23 protein-coding genes, 2 tRNA genes and 1 pseudogene are annotated in these 22366 nt (G+C 36.1%); 5 read left to right on the forward strand and 21 right to left on the reverse strand.

Going from position 1 to position 22366, the window contains the following annotated elements; all coding sequences use genetic code 11:
- Window positions 1-834 carry a cytochrome c biogenesis protein gene (locus ACXY7N_RS24280; RefSeq protein ID WP_016086099.1) on the reverse strand — a complete coding sequence of 278 codons (834 nt, stop codon included), beginning with the start codon at window positions 832-834 and terminating at the stop codon, window positions 1-3.
- A gap of 17 nt (window positions 835-851) precedes the next feature.
- Entirely contained in the window at window positions 852-2186 is a 1335-nt protein-coding gene (hemA, locus tag ACXY7N_RS24285; protein WP_016086098.1) for a glutamyl-tRNA reductase, read from the reverse strand.
- A gap of 415 nt (window positions 2187-2601) precedes the next feature.
- Here hemA and ACXY7N_RS24290 point away from each other — a divergent pair, with 415 nt between their 5' ends.
- Window positions 2602-3054 carry a MarR family winged helix-turn-helix transcriptional regulator gene (locus ACXY7N_RS24290; RefSeq protein ID WP_016086097.1) on the forward strand — a complete coding sequence of 151 codons (453 nt, stop codon included), beginning with the start codon at window positions 2602-2604 and terminating at the stop codon, window positions 3052-3054.
- 2 nt (window positions 3055-3056) lie between these two features.
- A complete protein-coding gene (locus tag ACXY7N_RS24295) occupies window positions 3057-3473 on the forward strand; it encodes an organic hydroperoxide resistance protein (protein ID WP_000359777.1) in 417 nt (138 codons plus the stop codon).
- Between the two features lie 30 nt (window positions 3474-3503).
- Here ACXY7N_RS24295 and ysxC read toward each other — a convergent pair whose 3' ends face one another.
- From ysxC to ACXY7N_RS24335, 8 genes are all read right to left on the reverse strand, one after another.
- The gene (gene ysxC, locus ACXY7N_RS24300; protein ID WP_000869115.1) at window positions 3504-4100 is read right to left on the reverse strand and encodes a ribosome biogenesis GTP-binding protein YsxC; all 597 of its coding nucleotides are present in this window, start codon (window positions 4098-4100) and stop codon (window positions 3504-3506) included.
- The gene (gene lon, locus ACXY7N_RS24305) at window positions 4097-6427 is read right to left on the reverse strand and encodes an endopeptidase La (RefSeq protein WP_016086096.1); all 2331 of its coding nucleotides are present in this window, start codon (window positions 6425-6427) and stop codon (window positions 4097-4099) included. Before lon ends, ysxC begins: the two co-directional genes overlap by 4 nt.
- A gap of 182 nt (window positions 6428-6609) precedes the next feature.
- Window positions 6610-8280 carry an ATP-dependent protease LonB gene (gene lonB / locus ACXY7N_RS24310; RefSeq protein WP_033659894.1) on the reverse strand — a complete coding sequence of 557 codons (1671 nt, stop codon included), beginning with the start codon at window positions 8278-8280 and terminating at the stop codon, window positions 6610-6612.
- 106 nt (window positions 8281-8386) lie between these two features.
- Window positions 8387-9646, reverse strand: a complete 1260-nt coding sequence (gene clpX, locus ACXY7N_RS24315; RefSeq protein ID WP_000472285.1) for an ATP-dependent protease ATP-binding subunit ClpX — start codon at window positions 9644-9646, stop codon at window positions 8387-8389.
- A gap of 264 nt (window positions 9647-9910) precedes the next feature.
- Window positions 9911-11188 carry a trigger factor gene (gene tig / locus ACXY7N_RS24320; RefSeq protein WP_016086094.1) on the reverse strand — a complete coding sequence of 426 codons (1278 nt, stop codon included), beginning with the start codon at window positions 11186-11188 and terminating at the stop codon, window positions 9911-9913.
- Window positions 11189-11497: 309 nt separating this feature from the next.
- Window positions 11498-12496: a hypothetical protein gene (locus tag ACXY7N_RS24325; RefSeq protein ID WP_016086093.1), complete on the reverse strand. Its 999-nt coding sequence runs from the start codon at window positions 12494-12496 to the stop codon at window positions 11498-11500.
- A 197-nt stretch (window positions 12497-12693) separates the two neighbouring features.
- A complete protein-coding gene (locus tag ACXY7N_RS24330; RefSeq protein ID WP_001983650.1) occupies window positions 12694-12942 on the reverse strand; it encodes a hypothetical protein in 249 nt (82 codons plus the stop codon).
- A 287-nt stretch (window positions 12943-13229) separates the two neighbouring features.
- Entirely contained in the window at window positions 13230-13643 is a 414-nt protein-coding gene (locus tag ACXY7N_RS24335) for a group I intron-associated PD-(D/E)XK endonuclease (RefSeq protein WP_098985950.1), read from the reverse strand.
- A 154-nt stretch (window positions 13644-13797) separates the two neighbouring features.
- On the opposite strand from ACXY7N_RS24335, the gene ACXY7N_RS24340 reads away from it, so the two are divergent.
- A complete protein-coding gene (locus ACXY7N_RS24340) occupies window positions 13798-14412 on the forward strand; it encodes a PH domain-containing protein (RefSeq protein WP_000473869.1) in 615 nt (204 codons plus the stop codon).
- Between the two features lie 84 nt (window positions 14413-14496).
- On the opposite strand, the gene ACXY7N_RS24345 is transcribed toward ACXY7N_RS24340, so the two are convergent.
- The 3 genes from ACXY7N_RS24345 to ACXY7N_RS24355 form a co-directional block, all read right to left on the reverse strand.
- Complete coding sequence (locus ACXY7N_RS24345; RefSeq protein WP_016086090.1) at window positions 14497-14697, reverse strand: hypothetical protein; 201 nt, start codon at window positions 14695-14697, stop codon at window positions 14497-14499.
- Window positions 14698-15244: 547 nt separating this feature from the next.
- A complete protein-coding gene (locus ACXY7N_RS24350) occupies window positions 15245-15664 on the reverse strand; it encodes an Imm70 family immunity protein (protein ID WP_016135395.1) in 420 nt (139 codons plus the stop codon).
- A 5-nt stretch (window positions 15665-15669) separates the two neighbouring features.
- Complete coding sequence (locus ACXY7N_RS24355; protein WP_353811024.1) at window positions 15670-15909, reverse strand: hypothetical protein; 240 nt, start codon at window positions 15907-15909, stop codon at window positions 15670-15672.
- Window positions 15910-16139: 230 nt separating this feature from the next.
- On the opposite strand from ACXY7N_RS24355, the gene ACXY7N_RS24360 reads away from it, so the two are divergent.
- Both ACXY7N_RS24360 and ACXY7N_RS24365 read left to right on the forward strand, forming a co-directional pair.
- On the forward strand, window positions 16140-17234 hold the full coding sequence (locus ACXY7N_RS24360) for a response regulator aspartate phosphatase (RefSeq protein ID WP_016086087.1): 1095 nt from the start codon (window positions 16140-16142) through the stop codon (window positions 17232-17234).
- On the forward strand, window positions 17231-17353 hold the full coding sequence (locus ACXY7N_RS24365; protein WP_016086086.1) for a hypothetical protein: 123 nt from the start codon (window positions 17231-17233) through the stop codon (window positions 17351-17353). Before ACXY7N_RS24360 ends, ACXY7N_RS24365 begins: the two co-directional genes overlap by 4 nt.
- 220 nt (window positions 17354-17573) lie before the next feature.
- Here ACXY7N_RS24365 and ACXY7N_RS24370 read toward each other — a convergent pair.
- The 8 genes and pseudogenes from ACXY7N_RS24370 to racE form a co-directional block, all read right to left on the reverse strand.
- Window positions 17574-17851 (reverse strand): annotated as a pseudogene (locus ACXY7N_RS24370) (tyrosine-type recombinase/integrase); the annotation flags it as partial.
- 111 nt (window positions 17852-17962) lie between these two features.
- Window positions 17963-18036: transfer RNA gene (locus ACXY7N_RS24375), tRNA-Arg, on the reverse strand.
- Window position 18037: 1 nt separating this feature from the next.
- A tRNA-Gly gene (locus ACXY7N_RS24380) sits at window positions 18038-18111 on the reverse strand.
- Window positions 18112-18220: 109 nt separating this feature from the next.
- Entirely contained in the window at window positions 18221-18724 is a 504-nt protein-coding gene (locus ACXY7N_RS24385; protein WP_016135399.1) for a metallophosphoesterase, read from the reverse strand.
- Window positions 18725-18737: 13 nt separating this feature from the next.
- Window positions 18738-19346 carry an XTP/dITP diphosphatase gene (locus ACXY7N_RS24390; RefSeq protein WP_000815943.1) on the reverse strand — a complete coding sequence of 203 codons (609 nt, stop codon included), beginning with the start codon at window positions 19344-19346 and terminating at the stop codon, window positions 18738-18740.
- A gap of 11 nt (window positions 19347-19357) precedes the next feature.
- Window positions 19358-20095 carry a ribonuclease PH gene (rph, locus tag ACXY7N_RS24395; protein ID WP_001261765.1) on the reverse strand — a complete coding sequence of 246 codons (738 nt, stop codon included), beginning with the start codon at window positions 20093-20095 and terminating at the stop codon, window positions 19358-19360.
- 128 nt (window positions 20096-20223) lie between these two features.
- Complete coding sequence (gene gerM / locus ACXY7N_RS24400; protein ID WP_016086082.1) at window positions 20224-21273, reverse strand: spore germination protein GerM; 1050 nt, start codon at window positions 21271-21273, stop codon at window positions 20224-20226.
- Between the two features lie 128 nt (window positions 21274-21401).
- A complete protein-coding gene (racE, locus tag ACXY7N_RS24405) occupies window positions 21402-22211 on the reverse strand; it encodes a glutamate racemase (protein WP_016135401.1) in 810 nt (269 codons plus the stop codon).
- Window positions 22212-22366: the final 155 nt, after the last annotated feature.

The following is a 22366-nucleotide window of genomic DNA, read 5'->3' on the forward strand; positions in this document are numbered from 1 at the left end:
TTATAAATACCAAAAGTGGAAGTTGGATAAACTGCTTAATAGAAAAATATTAATTAGCATTACGAGAAATGCTCCAATGTTCCACTGCACGATTTTCTTCCCTTGCAACACATCTGCCGCTCGTAAATATAGGCCAGCACAATATACAAATAGAACGACAAAAGACCCGATCACTTTCGTATCATACCAATGGAAATTGTCCAATTTTGTATATCCCCATATGCATCCTAATAAAATAGCTAGTAAGAAAAATGGAACAGAAAATAAATTTAATCCGTAAGACATCGATTCTAACTTCGGTAAATTCCCCAATCTTCTTAATCTCGCATTCCATTTTTTCTTTTTTAATAGGCGATATTGCAATAAATACATAATAGAAAAAATGAACGATACAGTGAACGTTGCATAAGAAATAATAGCCATACCAACATGGACATATACAAGTTCCGAAACTAATTGCTCTGCAAGTACCGGCGACATCTTTCCGAGCGGTGTAAAAATAGAAAAAGCGCTTACGCCAAATGCGACAACATTTGTAAAAAAGACTAAAAAATCGATTCTCATAAATCGATTAATGACTAATGACATCGTAATCAATAGCCAAACATAAAAATAAATCCCTGATAATAAAGTTAATATAGGATTCGTTTCTGAATCTGTAGCCCGAAGTAACATGAAGATAGACTGCAGAACCCATACAATCGAAAGTAACCAAAAAGCAAATCGGTTCGCCTTTCGGTTACTTTGGAAATAATCTATAAAATATAAACTAATGCTACAAGCATATAAAATAATTGCAATATGATAAATAATACTGTTATTTAAAAAGCTCATCCGATCATCCTTCCAAATTATAAAGATGGAACGGATGGTGTCCATGCTCTTTTATGTTCTACTTCTTCCGCACAACTCTCTACGTCTTCCATTTCTAAATCGAAAATCTTTGCAAATAACGCTAATTTTTCGTCCGCTCCCTCTTCCGCAGCTATTTCTTTCGCTACTAAAATTGGGTCTTTTAATAATTGATTAATAATACTTTTCGTATGCTTACTAATTACTTTTCTCTCACGATCACTAAGATTCGGTATTTTTCGTTCCAGACTTTCCATCGTTTCACTTTGGATAGCAAGCGCCTTATCACGAAGAGCTGATATTAACGGAACAACACCAAGTGTACTTAACCACGTTTTAAATAAAACAATTTCCTCTTCAATCATAAATTGAATTTTCTCTGCTTCTTTCAAACGTTCAGCACGATTTGCTTCCACTACTCCTTGCAAATCATCAATGTCATATAAGAAAGAACCTTCTAGCTCATCAATCGCTGGATCAATATCACGTGGCACTGCAATGTCAACCATAAATAAAGGACGACCAGAGCGCATTTTCTCTACCTTTGTCATCATCTCTTTCGTAATGACATACTCAGATGCACCAGTTGAACTAATTAAAATATCTGCTTCTAATAGTGCACATTGCAATTCACTTAAAGGCTTTGCATGTCCCATATATTTCTCAGCCACTACTTCTGCTTTTGAAAGAGTCCTATTCATGACTGTTACTTTACGAGCACCGCTTCCATATAAGTTTTGCAGCGCCAGTTCACCCATTTTGCCAGCACCAAGAATAAGTACATGACAATCTGTTAGCTCGCCGAATATTTTCTTCCCAAGCTCGACAGCAGCATAACTAACCGACATCGCACTTTCACCTATTGTCGTTTCTGAGTGCGCACGTTTCGCTAGCGTAACTACTTGCTTAAACAATTCATTAAAAATGGTGCCTGTTGCTTTTACTTGTTGCGCTTCTAAAAAGCTATCTTTTATTTGACCTAAAATTTGCGTTTCTCCGACTACCATAGAATCTAAACCGCACGTTACGCGGAATAAATGATCTATTGCACCATCTTGTTCAAAAATAGTTAAATATGGTGCGACTTCTTCTATTTCAAGCTGAAACCAATCAGCTAAAAACTTCTTAATATAATACCGTCCCGTGTGTAATTGATCGACAACAGCGTAAATCTCAGTGCGATTACAAGTTGATACAATGACATTCTCTAACACGCTCTTTTGATTTTGTAATGTAGTCATTGCTCGCTCTAGCTCTGCTGCCTGAAATGTGAGTTTCTCACGAAATTCTACAGGGGCTGTTCGATAATTTACACTAACAACAAGAATATGCACGCAGCATGTCCCCCTTCACCCGTTTTATCACTTTATCTACTATCATAATACAACTTTCCTCTTATGAATCTGACAATCGTGTGAACAACCGATTATTTTTTATTTATTCTCCGTATGTAGGAAAGGAGATTCAGTAAAATTAATAAAGTTTTTCTACTTTATAATGATTATAAATTAATAACTCTATTTGTACGTTACCAAAAAAAGTCCTCATAATCAAGTGATGGAAACTATTCCATATAAATTATAGCATCATCTTTCCTATCTTCTTTCATCATGAAGGAAAATATGTATGATTGTTCCAAAATGTAGCACATACTTTCTCCATACAATGTATTTGACATTGTACTTTTTTTTCGTTATATTGATTTTACAAAATTAAATTGCGCACAACTTAATTAGAAGGGAGTTATGTATGACGGAGAATTCTTTGCATCTAGATAACCAACTTTGTTTTTCTATTTACGCTTGTTCTAGGGAAGTTACCCGCTTTTACCGTCCCTATTTAGAAGAAATGGGTATTACGTATCCCCAGTACATTACTTTACTCGTACTATGGGAACAAGACGGACTAACAGTAAAAGAAATTGGAGAGCGTCTATTTTTAGATTCCGGTACGTTAACACCTATGTTAAAACGGATGGAATCATTAAACCTTGTAAAACGTGTTCGTTCCAAAGAAGACGAACGAAAAGTTTGTATTGAATTAACAGAACAAGGTAAAGATTTAAAAGATAAGGCTTGTTCATTACCGACAACGATGGCTACAAATTTAGGAATTACAGAGCAAGAATATCGTTCTTTATTAATTCAATTAAATAAACTAATTGAAACAATGAAAACAATTAATGATAGAAAAGGGGAATAAATATGGATAAATTATATACTGCTTCAGTAACAGCTACAGGCGGAAGAAATGGGAAAGTAGTTTCAGATGATGGCATATTAAATCTTGATGTAAAAATGCCGAAAGCACTAGGTGGTGCAGGCGGAGAGGCAACAAATCCAGAACAACTATTTGCTGCTGGTTATGCCGCTTGTTTTGATAGTGCCTTACAACTTGTCATTCGTACAAAGCGTGTGAAAGTGGAAAGTACAGAAGTAACTGCTCACGTTTCGATTGGAAAGGATACAGATGGAGGTTTCGGCCTATCTGCTGTACTTGATGTACACGTTGCTGGCGTTTCTCATGCCGAAGCACAAGAACTTGTAGAAGCTGCTCACGGTGTATGTCCTTATTCAAAAGCAACGAGAGGTAATATTGAAGTTACATTAAACGTAAGATAAAAGTATATATAAAAAAACGCGCGACATTTGTCACGCGTTTTTTGTTTTTGTCATTCTATGAATTGCCTTCCACGCTTCTTCTTTTCCAAGTCCTGTTTCAGAAGAGAATAGAACAATTTCATCGCCAATTTCAACAGCAAGCGTTTCTTTTACAACTTTTAAATGCTTTTGCCATTTCCCTTTCGGAATTTTATCAGCTTTCGTCGCAATAATAATTGTTGGGATTTCATAATGCTTTAAGAAATCATACATCATCACGTCATCGTTTGTTGGTTGGTGACGTAAATCAACTACTAATACAGCTGCGTCTAATTGCTCACGCGTTGTAAAGTATGTTTCAATCATCTTGCCCCATGCTGCGCGCTCTGATTTAGATACTTTCGCATATCCATAACCTGGAACGTCAACAAAATGCATCATCTCATTGATTAAGAAAAAGTTTAATGTTTGCGTTTTTCCTGGTTTAGAGGAAATACGCACTAACTTTTTACGATTTAAAATTTTATTAATAAAGGAAGACTTCCCGACATTTGAACGACCTGCTAATGCAATTTCTGGTAAATCACTGTCTGGATATTGTTCTGGTTTAACAGCACTAATTACAATATCTGCTTTTGTTACTTTCATTGTTTCACTCCTACTAATGCGTGCTCCAATACTTCATCTAAATGAGATGCAAGCACAAACGTAAGGTTTTCTTTTACGCTTTCTGGAATATCATCTAAATCTTTCTCGTTTTCTGCTGGCAAAATAATTTTTGTTAAGCCTGCGCGGTGAGCACTTAATGTTTTTTCTTTTAAACCACCAATTGGTAATACACGACCACGAAGTGTAATTTCACCTGTCATCCCCACTTCTTTACTTACAGGAATACCTGTTAGTGCAGAAATAAGTGCCGTTGCCATCGTAATACCTGCTGACGGTCCATCTTTTGGAACTGCCCCTTCTGGAACATGAATATGAATATCATTTTTCTCATGGAAATTCGGATCAATCTGAAGCTCTTCTGCACGAGAACGAATATAGCTAAACGCTGCTTGTGCGGATTCTTTCATAACATCCCCAAGTTTCCCTGTTAAAATTAATTTCCCTTTACCTGGCGCTACAGAAACTTCAATCGCAAGTGTATCGCCGCCTGCTGCTGTATACGCTAAACCTGTCGCCATACCAACTTGGTCTGTTTTTTCAGCTTGCCCATAACGGAAAATGTGCTTACCCAGTAAATCAACAACATTTTTCTCTGTTACAACAATGCGCTTGCGTTCTGCTGTAACGATAATTTTTGCTGCTTTACGGCAAACTTTTGCAATTTGGCGCTCTAGCGTACGAACACCAGCCTCACGTGTATAATAACGAATAATTTCAAGAAGCGCTTCATCACGTACTTGTAAATTACCTTTTCGTAAGCCATGCTCTTTTAATTGTTTCGGCAATAAATGTTCACGAGCAATGTGAACTTTTTCAAGTTCTGTATAGCCAGCAATCGAAATAATTTCCATACGGTCAAGCAACGGACCTGGAATACTTGAAAGTGTATTAGCAGTTGCTACAAACATAACTTTCGATAGATCATACGGTTCTTCAATGTAATGATCACTGAAATTATGGTTTTGTTCTGGGTCTAACACTTCGAGTAATGCTGCTGATGGATCTCCACGGAAATCGTTAGACATTTTATCAATCTCATCTAATAAGAAGACTGGATTAACTGTTTTCGCCTTTTTCATACCTTGAATAATGCGTCCTGGCATTGCTCCAACGTACGTACGACGGTGACCACGAATTTCAGATTCATCGCGTATCCCACCAAGGGATACACGGACGAAATTACGATTCAATGATGTTGCAATCGAACGTGCTAACGAAGTTTTCCCGACCCCAGGAGGTCCTACTAAGCAAAGGATAGGTCCTTTTAATGAATTCGTTAACTTCTGTACAGCTAAATATTCAAGTACGCGCTCTTTCACTTTCTCCAGACCGTAATGATCTTTGTTTAAAATCTCTTCAGAATGAGCAAGGTCAATCATATCTTCTGTTGCTTCTGTCCACGGAAGCGCTAATAACCAATCCATATAATTGCGAATAACACCGCTCTCCGCAGAACTTGCTGGTAACTTTTCATAACGGTCTAATTCTTTCAGTGCAGCCTTCATTGTTTCTTCAGGCATTCCCGACTTTTCAATTTTCTCACGAAGTTCTTCAACTTCCCCGCCCTTACCTTCTTTATCGCCAAGTTCAGTTTGAATCGCCTTCATTTGCTCACGTAAGAAATATTCTTTTTGCGTGCGCTCCATTGAACGTTTCACTTTTTGTCCAATTTTCTTTTCTAAACTAAGTAACTCTTGTTCATCTTGAATAATTGAAATAAGTGTATGTAATCGTTCCTTCACAGATACAATCTCTAAGATTTCTTGTTTCTGCTTCGTTTTAATTGGCAAGTGAGAAGCAATTAAATCCGCTAATCTTCCTGGCTCTTCTACATCAGCTACCGTTGCAAATGTTTCATTTGAAACTTTTTTCGAAACTTTAATATATTGTTCGAAATGCTCCAGTAACGTACGCATAAGAGCTTTCTCTTCTAGATCATCTTCCACTTCTTCCGTTACCGTTTTAATAGAAACTTGCACTGCATTTTCTTCTTCGATAAACTCTACTACTTCTGCTCTATGTAAACCTTCTACAAGGACACGAAGCGTACCGTTTGGCAACTTTAACATTTGCTTCACTTTCGCCACTGTACCTACACTATATATGTCATCTTCTTTCGGATCATCGATATTCATTTCTTTTTGCATCGCTAAAAAGATGATATTTTCATCCATTGCCGCCTGCTCTAGTGCTTGTATCGATTTATCACGTCCTACATCAAGATGCAGAACCATCGTTGGATATACGAGAACGCCTCTTAATGGTAGGAGGGGTACGATTCTTTCATTCGTATTCATACTAGACATAGCACCTCCATAATAAAATAAACTCCTGTTCAACTATTTTATATTACAATACATCTAGATGCAATTGCAGAGATTCTCCGCAATTGTAAATCCCTCGTTTTTTCTCCCTTATGAAAAGAAAAAGACTCCGCTTAAGCATACAAACTTAAACGAAGTCTGGCAAATTTTATTATCGTTCATCCTCACATTGACTGTGCATCTGTTTCGTCTACAGCAGTATGTATATCAAGCTCTCGATGCATATTTCCCTGCATAAATGTTAGCTCAAATACTTCTTTTAACTTACGAACAGGAATGATTTCAATTCCTTTTATTGTATACAAAAACGGTTGCATGTTTTCAGCAGGAATGATAACTTTCTTAGCACCCGCTTTTTTGGCAGCCTTTATTTTTGCGTACACACCACCAATAGGTTTCACTTCCCCGTGTATACTTATCTCACCCGTCATCGCTACTTCATTATCCACATACGTACGATGCACTGCTGAATATACACCTGTTGCCATAGCGATTCCTGCCGAAGGCCCATCAATCGGAATACCACCTGGAAAATTAATATGTATATCGTACCCTTCTGGCAACACATCTAGAGAACGAAGTACTGTTAATACATTATCTACAGAACCTTTCGCCATACTTTTACGGCGAATTGATTTTGTTTGACTACCAATACTTTCCTCTTCTACAATTCCAGTAACATTTACCGACCCTTTATCTTTCGCCTTGATTGCTGTTACTTCAATTTCTAATAACGCGCCTGTATTCGGTCCGTATACAGCAAGTCCATTTACAAGACCAATTCTTGGAATAGGATAAATACGTTTTTCATATTTCGGTGTAAGTTGACTAGAGTGAACAACCCACTCTATATCTTCATCTTTAATGAAAGAACGTTCTTCATTGATTGCCATGCCAGCAGAAATTTGTACAAGATTAATCGCTTCTCGTCCATTTCTTGCATACATCCCGATCATTTCAATACCATTTTCACCTATTTGCATTTCCACTTTGTCAGCTGCATTCTTCGCAACTTTTTGAATTTCTTCTGTATCTAACTCACGGAAAAACACTTCTAAACAGCGCGACCGAATAGCAGGAGGAATCTCCTCTGGCGAACGTGTCGTCGCACCAACTAAACGAAAATCAGCTGGTAAACCTTTTTGAAAAATGTCATGTATATACGTTGGAATCATCGTATTCTCTTCACTGTAGTACGCACTTTCCAAAAACACTTTTCGATCTTCTAGCACCTTTAACATTTTGTTCATTTGAATCGGGTGTAGTTCTCCGATCTCATCAATAAACAAAATACCACCGTGCGCATCTGTTACCGCACCTTTTTTCGGTTGCGGAATACCTGCTTGCCCCATTGCACCAGCACCTTGATAAATCGGATCATGCACCGAACCAATTAAAGGGTCTGCAATACCACGTTCATCAAACCTTGCTGTCGTCGCATCCAGTTCAATAAATGTTGCATTCGTGCGAAATGGAGATTTCGGATTTCGTTTCGCTTCTTCTAATACAAGACGTGCTGCCGCTGTCTTTCCCACACCTGGTGGACCATATATAATCACATGCTGCGGATTCGGGCCACAAAGAGCCGCTTTTAACGACTTAATCCCGTCCTCTTGCCCTACAATATCTAAAAAGGATGTAGGACGCACCTTTTCCGCAAGCGGCTCTGTTAAAGAAATCTCGCGCATTTTACGAAGCTGTTCTAATTCTTTTTTCGATTCTCGATCAATTGAAACTTTTTGTGTTCGCTGATTTCGAAGTAAATGCCAAAAATACAATCCGACAATTACGCCAAAAACAAGTTGAACAAGTAAAAATATATTTGTCCAGCTCATCATTTATTTCCTCCCGCAATTTTTTATCTCTTAGTATTTCCGCGGAGGAACATAGCTAAACATAAAGAAAAACAGCAATTATAAAAATTGCTGTTTCTTCTTCGCATTATGCAGATGTTTTTGTATCAAGTACAGTACCATCTTGTAACACCAATTTCGGTGGTTCATTATCAGCTACTGTTTCTTTCGTAAGAATACACTTCTCGATATCTTTGCGAGATGGAAGTTCGAACATTACATCCAGCATCAAACCTTCAATAATAGAACGAAGTCCACGAGCACCTGTTTTACGTTCAATTGCTTTTTTCGCAATCTCAACTAGTGCACCTTCTTCAAACTCTAACTCAACATCGTCAAGCTCCAATAATTTTTGGAATTGCTTAACAAGTGCATTTTTCGGTTTCGTTAAAATATCTACAAGAGCATCTTCATCAAGCGGCTCTAGGTTCGCAATAACTGGAAGACGACCGATAAACTCCGGAATTAAACCGAATCTTAAAAGATCCTCTGGTAAAACGTGAGATAAAACATGCTTTTCATTCACATCAGCATTTTTCTTCTCAGCACCAAATCCAATTACTTTCTCACCAAGGCGACGTTTAATAATAGGCTCGATGCCATCAAACGCTCCACCACAAATGAATAGGATGTTCGTTGTATCAATTTGAATAAACTCTTGATGCGGGTGCTTACGACCACCTTGAGGTGGAACGCTTGCTACAGTACCTTCTAGAATTTTCAGAAGTGCCTGCTGTACGCCTTCACCAGATACATCACGTGTAATTGATGGATTTTCGGACTTACGTGCCACTTTATCAATCTCATCAATATAAATGATTCCTTTTTCCGCTTTCTCTACATCATAATCAGCTGCTTGGATTAATTTTAGTAAGATGTTTTCTACATCTTCCCCTACATATCCAGCTTCTGTTAAAGATGTTGCGTCCGCGATCGCAAATGGAACATTTAAAATACGCGCTAATGTTTGTGCCAATAATGTTTTACCACTACCAGTTGGCCCAATAAGTGAAATATTACTCTTCGCTAATTCTACATCATCAATTTTACTGTTAGAATTAATGCGTTTGTAATGGTTATATACCGCTACCGCTAGTGCTTTTTTCGCGTTATCTTGTCCGATGACATACTCATCTAAGATTTCACGAATTTCTACCGGTTTCGGTACATCTTTGAATTCTACTTCTTCGTCCTTCGCAAGCTCCTCTTGTACAATTTCAGTACAAAGCTCGATACACTCGTCACAAATGTAAACACCTGGACCTGCAACTAGCTTTCGAACTTGCGTTTGTGTTTTACCACAGAAAGAACATTTTAATTGACCTTTTTCATCATTAAATTTAAACATATTTTCACACCCCTTACAAAGTGCTAATCTCTTGCCTTCGTATGTACACGATAAATGTATCGTATGTAAATACATATTATGTCACTACGTGGCGAGAAATACAAATAATATGACTAGTTATGTACAAATAAAAAATTTTTAAAACTTTTGAAATATGTATATTCGACTTGTAAAGGAAGTTTTCCTTCTTCATCGAAAAGTTTTATAAATATATTTCTATATTTATAAAACAAGGCACGATTAAAATCGTGCCTTGTTATTTTATTATGCAGCGTTTTCTACTAAGAAGTCTACAGCTTTACGCACTTTAAGATCTTCAGATAAAGCGTCTACGCTTCCAAGAGCTTGCTTGATAGCGTCTACTGGCATACCGTACATTTCAGCCATTTTTTCAACTTCTGCAGTTACTTCTTCTTCAGTAACTTCGATGTTTTCAGCTTCAATGATAGCTTCAAGAACAAGATTGATTCTTACGCGTTTTTGAGCGTCTTCTTTCATTTGCTCTTTTAACTTGTCAGCGTCAGTACCTGTGAATTGGTAGTAAAGCTCAAGGTTCATACCTTGTTGGCTTAAACGTTGCTCGAATTCACGAACCATACGATCTAACTCAGTGTCGATCATAGCTTCTGGAATTTCGATTTCAGCGTTAGCAGCAGCTAATTCTACTACTTCGTCACGTACTTTGTGCTCAGCTTCATGCTTTTTGCCTTCTTCTAAGTTTGTACGAAGTTTTGCTTTTAATTCATCAAGAGTTGCAACCGCTTCGTCTGCTTCTTTAGCGAACTCGTCGTTTAACTCAGGAAGTTCTTTTGTTTTGATTTCGTGAATTGTTACTTTGAATGTAGCTGGTTTACCAGCTAATTCAGCAGCGTGGTACTCTTCTGGGAATGATACTTCAACTTCTTTAGAATCACCAGATTTAAGACCAATTACTTGCTCTTCGAAACCAGGGATGAAAGTACCAGAACCGATTGCAAGAGAATAGTTTTCGCCTTTTCCGCCTTCAAATGCTTCGCCATCAACGAAACCTTCGAAGTCGATTACAGCTGTATCACCATTTTCAACAGTTCCTTCTTCTTTAACAACTAGTTCAGCTTGACGCTCTTGTAAAGATTTTAATTCGTTCTCTACATCTTCGTCAGTTACAGTTGTTTCAACTTTTTCTACTGCTAAACCTTTGTACTCACCTAATTTAACTTCAGGTTTCACTGTAACTTTTGCAGTGAAGATAAGGTTAGCATTTTTTTCGAACTTCTCGATGTCGATTTCAGGATGATCAACTGGGAAGATACCAGCTTCATCGATCGCTTCACCGTATGCTTTTGGTAAGATGATATCTAAAGCATCTTGGTATAAAGATTCGATACCAAAGCGTTGTTCGAATAACGGACGAGGCATTTTTCCTTTACGGAAACCTGGTACGTTGATTGTTTTTACTACTTTTTTGAACGCAGCGTCGATAGAGTTGTTTACTTCTTTAGCATCAACTTCGATTGTTAAAACGCCTACGTTACCTTCTAATTTTTCCCATTTTGCAGCCATTTATTCTTTCCCTCCAACTATAATAATGTATGCACATACCTCTATAGATTAAAATCTTCATTATCTCTTTTTTGAAATAACAAAAGTACAAATAATCCTCTAGCCAAAGCTTTCAGATATAATGTTCCAATCTACTAATTGCCTAAAAGACAATTACGGTATATTTTGTTCGAGAATAATATGAAACATATTAAGTAAGAGAATTACACTTCTCTTCTCTTACAAACAGGCAGATTTCTGCCTTTTGCAACCCTTACATTATAACATAGAATATGCTCGTTTCAAGAACCGAACGATTCTTTTTCATAATTATACGGGCAAATATCCTTCTCTTTCAACACGTAATAACCATTGATAGGCAATATGAAACTCTTCTAATTCAATATTATACGCTGTCATAAGCTCTTCTTCATCAATAGTCAATCCGAAACGCTTTCTCCCAATTCTCTCTAAAACAGCAGCCCAAATCTCCACCTTATCCATTAATAGAGCGAATGGGAAAACGCCAATTTGCAATTCTTTCCAATATGTAACCATCGCATCAAATATATCGGGATAATTTTGCTCTAATCGACTTGATAATGTATGTATAATGTTATCGGATTGCTCCTCATTATGACCTGTAAATGCTGGAATCACCTTGATCGTATTCCCAAACTTTTCAACCTCTATCTCTTCTTCTATTTGATTTTCTATCATTTTATACAAAATAGAAGTTTTCAAATAAGGGTGCTGTTTTTCGTCTATTAAAAATTTCTTTAAAATAGGTAATGCAAGATCCAAGTCTTTTAACGAAAGTTGCTGAATTGCTCTTAATTTTTGCCCAAAGCTTTCTCCAAACATTTCATTAGTAAACTCATCTAATTCAAAATTCGAATCGACTAGTGACGTATCTACTTCATTTAACATACCTTCTGCAAATAAAGCGAGCTGCGCTAATTTGTCCTTTTGCTCAGGCATTATATCTTTCGTTTGCAAAACTTTTTCAACGGTTTCAATAACGCCTTCATAATCATTTGTTTGAACTAAAATCGTCACATATGTTTCAAGAATATCACCAAATAATACAGCTCCCGTTTCAAGCAACTGTTCACATTTGTCTTTCGCTTCTTCCATATGTTTTAATTCTAACAAACAAATAACCGAAGCTAGTTCCGTTTGTTCCGTTTCTGCATTATACTGACGTAATATTTCAAAGCAACGCAATGCATCTTCGAATTTCCGCTCTTTCAGCGCTAAAAAACCTTCATCAATATATCGCTCTGATAGTTGCGGAAACAATACGACCGTATTTTCTTTTTTATCCATACGTCCGCCTCTTTTTCTAGATTTTAATTATCTTTAAAGTAAATATATCAAATGAGTAATGAGAATACAACATCCCAAAAACCTTTGTTTGAAATATAGGAATATTTAATTTTTATATTTCAATATAAACAAATCCTTACTCAAAATTAAAAATGTGCAAATAAAAACCCTCAGCAATGAAAGCAGAGGATTCATCATTAATGGAAAGCTTTTATAATAGTGGGGTATATAACAAGGGTAATAATTTGGAGAACAATGATTGCCATAACAATCATGCTAAAATAGAAGATTGGTTTACTTCGCTTCATTAAAAACATAATAATAAGCATCGTACAAGCAAACAAACTTAAGAAGAACAAACTCGTTGTCGAACTAAGTATACCACTCGGGACAAAGAACAATAACACTACACTACAAGTACCTATAATTCCAAATAACCATTCCATTCATTCACTCATTCCCTTTCCCTCTCACCGCAGTTTTCTCTAAGCGATTAAATGTTTTACAACATCAACTACATACGTTAATTTTTCATACGCTACAAATCCAAAAGCTACTGTTAAACCCGTTACGATTAACCCTTTCATCATTTCTTCCTCCTCGTTTTATCGTTGTTACCTTCATTATAGAGGATTAGCAATTTGTTACCATCGAACTTCCTTACAGTTACCTTACAGAATTGTAAGATTTCAAAAAAGGTATAAAAAAACACCTCATATCACTTGAGGGGCTTTCACGGAATTTCTCTATAATCACTTGCAAAATTAACTTTTTTCTCTTGGTTATTTTTCGGAGAATCGGCCCTTAAACTAATAGATTTACTAAATAATTTGGGATTGAAATAATAACAGGAATCTGTTTGAGGACAATATACGCAATACACATCTATTTCTTCTTTATTCACTTCTTTTGTAGCGACTCCGCTGGCCGTAGAATAACTAGAACGGAATCTAACTTCAAGAATCCCCCTCGAATTTAATTCTCTATATTTCACTTGCACTCTCTTACATACTCCATCTTTATACACTACAAGATCGAATGGCGAATGCTCTGTTTGTGGTATTAAAATCATATATCCTTTTTCATACAAATCAACTTGAGCTTTTAAAACCGCTAAATCTCCTTTTGTTTTTGTATGGTGGTGCACTTTTACTCAACACCTTTTATATATTTTTTAAATAACATTGATTCCTTTTCTTAACTTACCTTCAAATGTTTTTAATTATAAGAAAACACTTTATTGAAATCGTGTTAATATATTTTTATACAATTAAGAATTTAATTTAAAAGGGGGATTATGTATGTTTAAAAAAATGGCTGCAGATGTATTAGGACTAAGTGATGTAGGATCTGTCATTACACCAAAAGATTACGATAAAGTTGATGCTGATGATTATGTGATGCATGAAGATGGGGAGAAAATTTATTTTCTAATTAAATCAAAATCAGATGAATATTGTTTCACAAACAAAGGATTAATCCACCTAGATGGTACGAGCGCAACAAGTAAAAAACGCACACTACGCCGCTTTAGCTATAGTAAATATCAAATTAAAAACGTAGCACTTGAAACTGCCGGAACGATTGATTTAGATGTAGAAATTAAGTTTCAAATGGGCGATGAGCATTATTCAATTGATGTTCACAAAAAACATATTGAAGAATTAAAAGATTTATATAAAGCTTTACTTAAAATTGAAGAAATCTCATACGACAACGATATTACATTGCAGTATGCACATAAAAGTCTAGATATGGCATCTAATGCTTTTAGCCGCATTTCAAACGCACAAGTAAATTTAGCAGAGCAATTTAAAGAAATGAACGAGATCGCCTTTAACTGGCTCGTTGATACAAAGAAACAATATAACGTGAAAGATTACGGTTTTGTTTTTGAAAAATTTATTAATAACTAAACAAAAACCCTTGTTATCAAAAGATAACAAGGGTTTCTTAGCGTCCCAAGAAAGATTCGAACTCCCGCTCCGCCCATTTCCGTACTATTTTATATATTTGGATCGCAGTCTTAATATATCTTCTCCTTCGCGAATGCCTGCCGATCCCTTCCTCACATTTTTTACAACAGTCCAATTCGGGTTAGTTTCATCACCGATGTTCTGCACTGTAAAGTTGCCGTCACCATATTTTCGGTGACCTTCTGCCAATTTCTCCGTTAAATCATTCTCTTTAGATTTCGCCATCTTTTCGCCATCTCCCTTTTTTATACAACCTGCTTAAACTGTCCAGCCAATCACACGTCCAGTCAATTGGAGATTCTCGTTTTTCGCTTCTATTAATTGTAACACATTGCCGGGGATAAGTTCCGATAACGGATACTCAATCGCACTAGAATGGTAAAAAGTTTTATAACATTCTAAGTGAAAAATTAGGAGAATACGGATGTGGATTTGAGTTCCATCATAAGCCTATTGATTCTTTAAATTAAATATGAGGAACAGGCCGCATAAACGGCGCTCTTTTTTAATGCACTTTAATCTGTTACATATACTCATTATCATATATCCCGTTATAATATTTTTAAACTTCTTGCACATACATTAATTTGTAGACAAACAAAAAACCTTGTTATCAAAAGATAACAAGGTTTTGTTAGCGTCCCAGGAGAGATTCGAACTCTCGATCCGTCTTTAACCTATATATAAACATCAGTATAATCCGTTTGTTGAATAGTTCATTATTTCGGTCAACTGACTATTTGTTAAAATTCTACCTTGTTGTTTAAGGAAATTATTTACCTAACTTCTCAACTTTTACATCTGATTTGCAATCCTCCGACTCCTTTAGGGCATTTTTTAACAAAGTAAGAAAGTCTTTCCCTTGAATAGAATGGTAGTTTGCTAAGTTAGTTATTTTAGAAGGAATTTTATCTCCCCAAGGTGGTCTTTTAGTTAAGTCCTCAATGTCCCATAGTACCTCTGATGGAGGTATTTTACTTAATGTTTCTCTGATTTCTTCTACATTTTTTAAAGCCTCAGGGACATCTTGCCACTTTAGTTTATCAAAATATAAGTCTTTCATTAGTAGAGGATATTTAGTTCCCCATCCCTCAGGTTCAGTGTGATAAGAGATTGTTGAGAAAAAGCTGTGTAAAAAGTCAGGGTGTCCTGCCTCATAGAAAAATATGTCTACAGAAAATCCAACTGCCATTTTCATCAGTCCTTTTTAATAAATTTTATTTCAGGTAATGTATTAGCTTTTTTATGTATTTCTGCTCTAATTTCCCTCAGAATGTCACTAGAAACAGTTTGTCCTCTTGTATCTATAATGATAGTTTGCTTTGTGCCTTCAGGCAAGTGAATGGCTTGTTCCATACCTTGAATGGTAGCGGAACATACAGCGTTCATGCTATGAGTTTGGCTTTGTACTTCTCCCAAATACATATTTAAACTCATGCATTGACCCTCCTTCTTTATACAGTATTTTACAAGAAAATTATACCATGTCTGGTTATTTCACTGTGCCAAATATTTGAAATTACTAACAGGGAGAATGAATGCAATTAGTTACATAATTGAAAATAAAACTGTTACACAAATGTTGAGAAATATTGAAATTCAATTCCCATTAAATTCTATTCTTGCTATCATTATTTATAAGAATATTCAAAAAGGGAGGGGATTTCATGGACGTTCTAATAAAGGGTAATGAACAAATTTCAAAACTACTTAACGAATGGTATCAAGAAATACGTTCACGTAATATAGATAATGCCCATTGTTTAAAAGAAGAAATTAATTCTATTATTCACACTAACGAAGCAGACCCAAAATTGTTACTCTACTATTACCTTTTAGATTTCGGTTATAAATATTTAGTGGATAATTTAAGTATTTCAAAAAATAGCTTTGATAAAATTGAATCTTTTAATATTCCCACAGATAACTTTTTATCTTACTACTACCATTTTTATAAGGCTATTCATTCTAACGCAATCGGTAATTATAGCCTTGCTAAAGAACATTATGATAAAGCAGAAATCTTACTTAAACACATTCCTGATGAACTTGAAAAAGCAGAATTTCATTATAACTTAGCAACATATCATTATCATATTTATCAAGCACTTTTAGCCATTAAGCACGGTACAAAAGCTAGGGACATATTTTCTAAACATGAAAGCTATGAATTAAAAACAGCCTATTGCGATAATTTATTAGGATTAGCTTGTACGCATTTAAGAGAATTTGAACTAGCTGAAGAATACTTTGTTACTGCAATGAACACATTCCAAAAGCAAAAAAATGAGAAAGCAATCTTACTAGTTCGTCATAATTTAGGCTTAATGTATGCGAGTCAAAATCTCTCTATTTCGGCAATTCGATACCTTTCAGAAGTTGTTGAAAAGAAACCTCATAATTATAAAGCTATTTTTGTTAAAGCCAAGGAACACGTCAAGCTAGGTGAGGAAGAAATTGCGTCTCAACTCATTGAAAAAGGTTTAACTATCTGCAATGAATTAGGAAATCAAGAATATCAATACCGCTTTACAATTCTAAGAAAAATAAATAAAAAAGTTACTGCCGAAAAATTAGAACAAGCTGTGCTAGCAGGAATGAACTACTTTAAAAACGAAAGATTATGGGAGTATGTTCAAGAATACATGGAAGCAGTAGCAGTCCAATTTCATAACGAAGGAAACTTTGAACAAGGAAGTAAATATTTCTATTTAAGTTATGAAGCTAAAAAAGAAATTTTTAAAAAGGAGGCGTTAAAGTGAAGAAAGTATTATTAGGAATGCTATTGATTACAATTGTAACGATAGGCACACATACTTCAGTTAACACTCAAACAGCTATTCATATTATACAAGGTTTAGCTGATGGTGATACAGGTTGATTTATTAAAAACATAGGACGCTTACCTATTCTTAGGACAGCGTTCTTTTTTATCTAACTTTAACTTTGAAAGGATTGAACAACGAAAATGTTTGATGGACTAACAATAGAGACAATAGGCAAGTTTGCACCTGTATTCACTACAATTATAGCCACCTTACTTATACCAGCTGTATTATATAGTGTTAATCAACTTGTAATAGCGACAACAACTAAGGAAGTTGGTAAATATGATTAACGTTTAATTCTTCTAAGTATTGCGTATCTGTTATCTTCGTAAAGTGATTAACGTGTAAATAGTAGTCGTTTATCGTACGCTCACGTAAGCCTGTCGCCTTCATTTGACGCACACAACTATTTCGAGTGCTTTGTCGATTGTTAAATTAAACGTATAACGACCCTCTGCGGTCTCTTTCTTCCGCGGATCACTTTTTAATCTATCGCTAAAAACATTCGTTAAATCTTCGCTAACCGTTAAAGAATCACGTCTTTTGGACATAAAAAAATAAGCCTCCTAACTCGTTAGCGACCGCACATTGTACGATTCAACTTACGAATTAAAAGGCTTATATATTGCGGACTTTGACGTCACCGCAAAAGGTTTTGTTAGCGTCCCAGGAGAGATTCGAACTCCCGACCGTACGCTTAGAAGGCGTATGCTCTATCCGGCTGAGCTACTGGGACATGGAGCGGGTGAAGAGAATCGAACTCTCGACCAGAGCTTGGAAGGCTCTTGTTTTACCACTAAACTACACCCGCATATGTTATTTTATTTTTCTTCGTTAGCGCTGTTGCCCTATCGACAATATTTATTATATGTATAATCATACATAAAGTCAACACCTTTTTTAAAAGAGGATAATTTTTCTTATCCTCTTTTAAAAACTGCTTGTTCAACTAGTTGTCCGTCTAATGTTTCAAAACGAACTTCCATTTGATTTTCATCCATTTCTAATAAAGCAAATGTCTTTTCTACACGCTGACGCGGTAATAAAATACTGCCTGGATTAATAAATAAAACGCCGTCGATTAATTCCGCACCTAATACGTGCGAGTGTCCGAAGCATGCAACTTGCGCCCCTACCTCTTCTGCACGGTACGCTAATGTTTGTAATGTCATTTTCACGTTATGACGATGTCCGTGCACAACTACGAAACGAATGCCATCTACATCAGTTACAATTTCATCTTGAAAGTTAGCATAATCACAATTCCCTTTTACAACATGGAAACCTTGCAGCTCTTCATGAGCAGGCGTTAGCTCTGAATCACCGCAATGAATCATGACATCTACTTTTCCTTCATATTTCTCTTTTAACTGCTGCAATTCCTTCACAGAGCTATGACTATCGCTTACGATTAAAGCTTTCATCAATCTCTCTCCCCTATTCTCCTAAAAACCATTCAGGGATTTTTTCTTCTAACTTACGCAGAGCACGTCCGCGGTGACTAATGGCATTTTTCTCATCTGAACTTAGTTCCGCCATCGCTTTTTTATATTCTTCCACATAAAAAATCGGATCATATCCAAAGCCGTTTTCCCCGCGGCGCTGTTCTAAAATAAATCCTTCACACGTCCCATTTACAATAACAGGCTTTTTATCACCTTCAGGGAAAGCCACTGCTAATGCACAGTAGAAACGAGCTTTACGTTTTTCAAACGCTACTTCATTTAATTCTTGCAAAACTTTATCAATATTCGCTTGATCATCTTTCGGCTCCCCAGCAAAACGAGCTGAATACACGCCTGGTTTTCCGTTTAAAGCATCTACAATAAGGCCTGAATCATCCGCAATTACGATCGCATTCAGCTGTCTACTCAAACTGTCCGCTTTTAAGATCGCATTTTCTTCAAATGTTTCACCAGTTTCTTCGACTTCTTCAATATGAGGAAAATCGTGTAATGATTTCACTTCTAAATCAAATCGCTCAAATAACTCAGCAAATTCACGCACTTTCCCCATATTTTTTGTCGCTACAACAACTTGTTTCATATTTTCCACCTCTACTCTATATGAGATACGATGTCACCTAAAGCTTCTTTTTGCATGTCAATTAGTTGGAAAATGCCTTGTTCCGCAGCATCAAGCAATTCATTTAACTGTGCTCTGCTAAACGTCGCTTCTTCTCCAGTTCCTTGTACTTCAACAAACTGTCCTTTTCCAGTCATAATTACGTTCATATCAACGTCTGCTTTAGAATCTTCTGCGTAGTTTAAATCTAAAACAACACCTTGTTCTTCAACAATCCCTACTGACGTTGCTGCTAAATAATCTTTCACTGGAATTTTAGATACTTTTTCTGCTTGTAATAACTTTTCGAAAGCTAATACCATTGCTACATATGCCCCTGTAATAGAAGCAGTTCTCGTTCCACCGTCCGCTTGAATAACATCGCAATCGATCCAAACCGTTCTCTCACCAAGTGCTTCTAAGTCAACTACCGCACGTAATGCTCTTCCAATTAAACGCTGGATTTCCATTGTACGTCCTGTTACTTTCCCTTTACTTGATTCCCTTATTGTACGTTGCTCTGTTGCACGTGGAATCATTGCATATTCAGCCGTTACCCAGCCCTTTCCTTCTCCACGCATAAACGGTGGGACACGCTCTTCAATTGTCGCTGAGCAAATCACCTTTGTATCTCCAACTTCAATTAACACTGATCCCTCTGGATGTTTTAAATAATTCGTATGAATATGTATATGGCGTAATTCTGTTTTCTCTCTACCATCTACTCGCATAAAAATAACCTCCTCATAACTATTTGTTAGTATAGCCAAATTTAAATGTATGATATGTATACAATAAAAGAAGAGGAACCCAAAAAGCAATTCCCCTTTCTTACTTAAGTATATCAAATTATTGACGATTAAAAACTACCTGTATTTACGTTTTCTGGACGATCTACAGGTTTTATTAACTTTCCGCCCTTTTCATCTATAAGATTTGCTTTACCATTCACTTCAATAGAAACACTTTTCACGCCTTTCTTTTCTGTTAAAGATAAAACTAACGACTTCAATACGTAATTTGAAACCATATTTTTATCTGGGTTTATAAATATATTTTCATTAAAGTTTAATGTAAGATTTCCGTCTTGTAATTTCGGATTCGTAATAAGCTTAACTCCTGGATTAAAATCATTCAGAAGCGACTGATGAATCGGTCCTTTTACAAGTTCATCTATAATTGCTGCATAATCATTTTCTTTTCCTTCTACAACGCGGCGTGTTACGGGTACGTAGTATTGCTGTTTATTATTATTTTGTGCCATAAAATAAAGTGTAACTGGTTTTGTATTTGTTACATCAGCTACTTGTTCATCATCGAAGTTGATACCATTAGCACGGCTCACCCCTTCACCAAGCGGTGTACCACCAACAGGCATCTTCGCCAATTTCTCACCATTTATTTGGAACTGCACTTGTTTTATTTCTTTAAATTGCGTCAACGTCCACGCTATTGACTCAACAATTTGACGCTCTTCTTCTTTTGCATAGTTTTTCATTTCTTTTGAGAAATCAATGACTGCCGTCCCATCTTTTTTCAAATTTAAAGTCATCGATGTATTTGCTGGAATGACTGCACGGAACCCATTCGGTAATAAATTCGTTACTGGCCCATCTTTCACAAGGTACTCTAACGTTTGCTGAATGACCTCATTTGCTTTCGGAGTAGGTATAGCTAACGTTTGCGGTACAACATAACCGTTTTTATCAACAAGGTATAATTCTCTATTCACCGTTTGTCCTTGCTTATCTTTCTTAGCTACTTCTTTCTTTCCACCCTCTGTGTACGTAACTTGTTTTGGTGGATCAATTTGTTCCGTTGCTTTCTCCTGATTTATAAAGCCACACCCTGTTAGTAAAACAGCGCTCACAGTAGCACCAACAACCCATTTAAAAGTGGATTTAGGCATGCCATTCCCCCCTAAAATCTAAGTTTGTACTATTATGTATACGAGCTGTTTTACGTTTTAGAACATACCTTGCTTCTTATAAACAAAAACTCCTGATTTCTCAGGAGTTCACTTCTATAAGTCTACTATTATTTTGTTTCTAAATTGATATGCTTCACATTTTCAATCGGTTGACCGAACCATTTCGATGCAATTTCTTTAAATAGACCTATTTTTCCAGTTGTTAAGAAGAGATGATCACTTTGTTCTTCTCCCTCATTTAACATTTTACTGTGATATAAAATCGTACTTACTTCTCGCGCTGTTTCATCACCCGAACTAATTAATTGCACTTTATCTCCCATTACCTTTTTAATAACTGGGCCTAAAATCGGATAATGTGTACAACCTAAAATAAGCGTATCAATATCAGTTCTTTTCAGCGGTTGCAACGTTTCCCTCACAACTTCATACGCCATTTCACTTTCGAAATTCCCACTCTCTACAAGTTCAACGAAAGGCGGACACGCTAAACTTTCTACCATAACACGGTTATTAATAGACTTTAACGCCTCTTCATACGCACCGCTTTTCACCGTTCCAATCGTTCCAATAATCCCAACATGGTACGTATTTGTCACTTTTAAAGCTGTACGTGACCCTGGGTGGATAACTCCTACGACTGGGATCGGTAATTGTTTCTGCATTTCTTCTAATACAACCGCAGTTGCTGTATTACACGCAATAACTAACATTTTGATATTTAAATCTAGTAAATGCTCCGTCATTTCCCACGTGAATTGACGCACTTCTTCTCGAGAACGTGGACCATACGGACAACGTGCTGTATCTCCTAAATATATAATACGTTCTTTCGGCAACTGACGAATTAATTCCTTCGCTACTGTTAAACCGCCAACTCCTGAATCGATAACACCGATTGCTCTATTCAACTTCATCACCCGTTTTCTCATTCATCATCTTATTTTATGTTTATCAGTATATTGTACGCACTTTAAATCCGCTCACTTAAAATGCTCCTGTATGATTTTTTTATTTGTACCTGTATAGACTAGGACCTTATTTATTTTGCTCCTTTTTTTCGTAATTTGCA

Source organism: Bacillus sp. 5w2 (assembly GCF_054353775.1).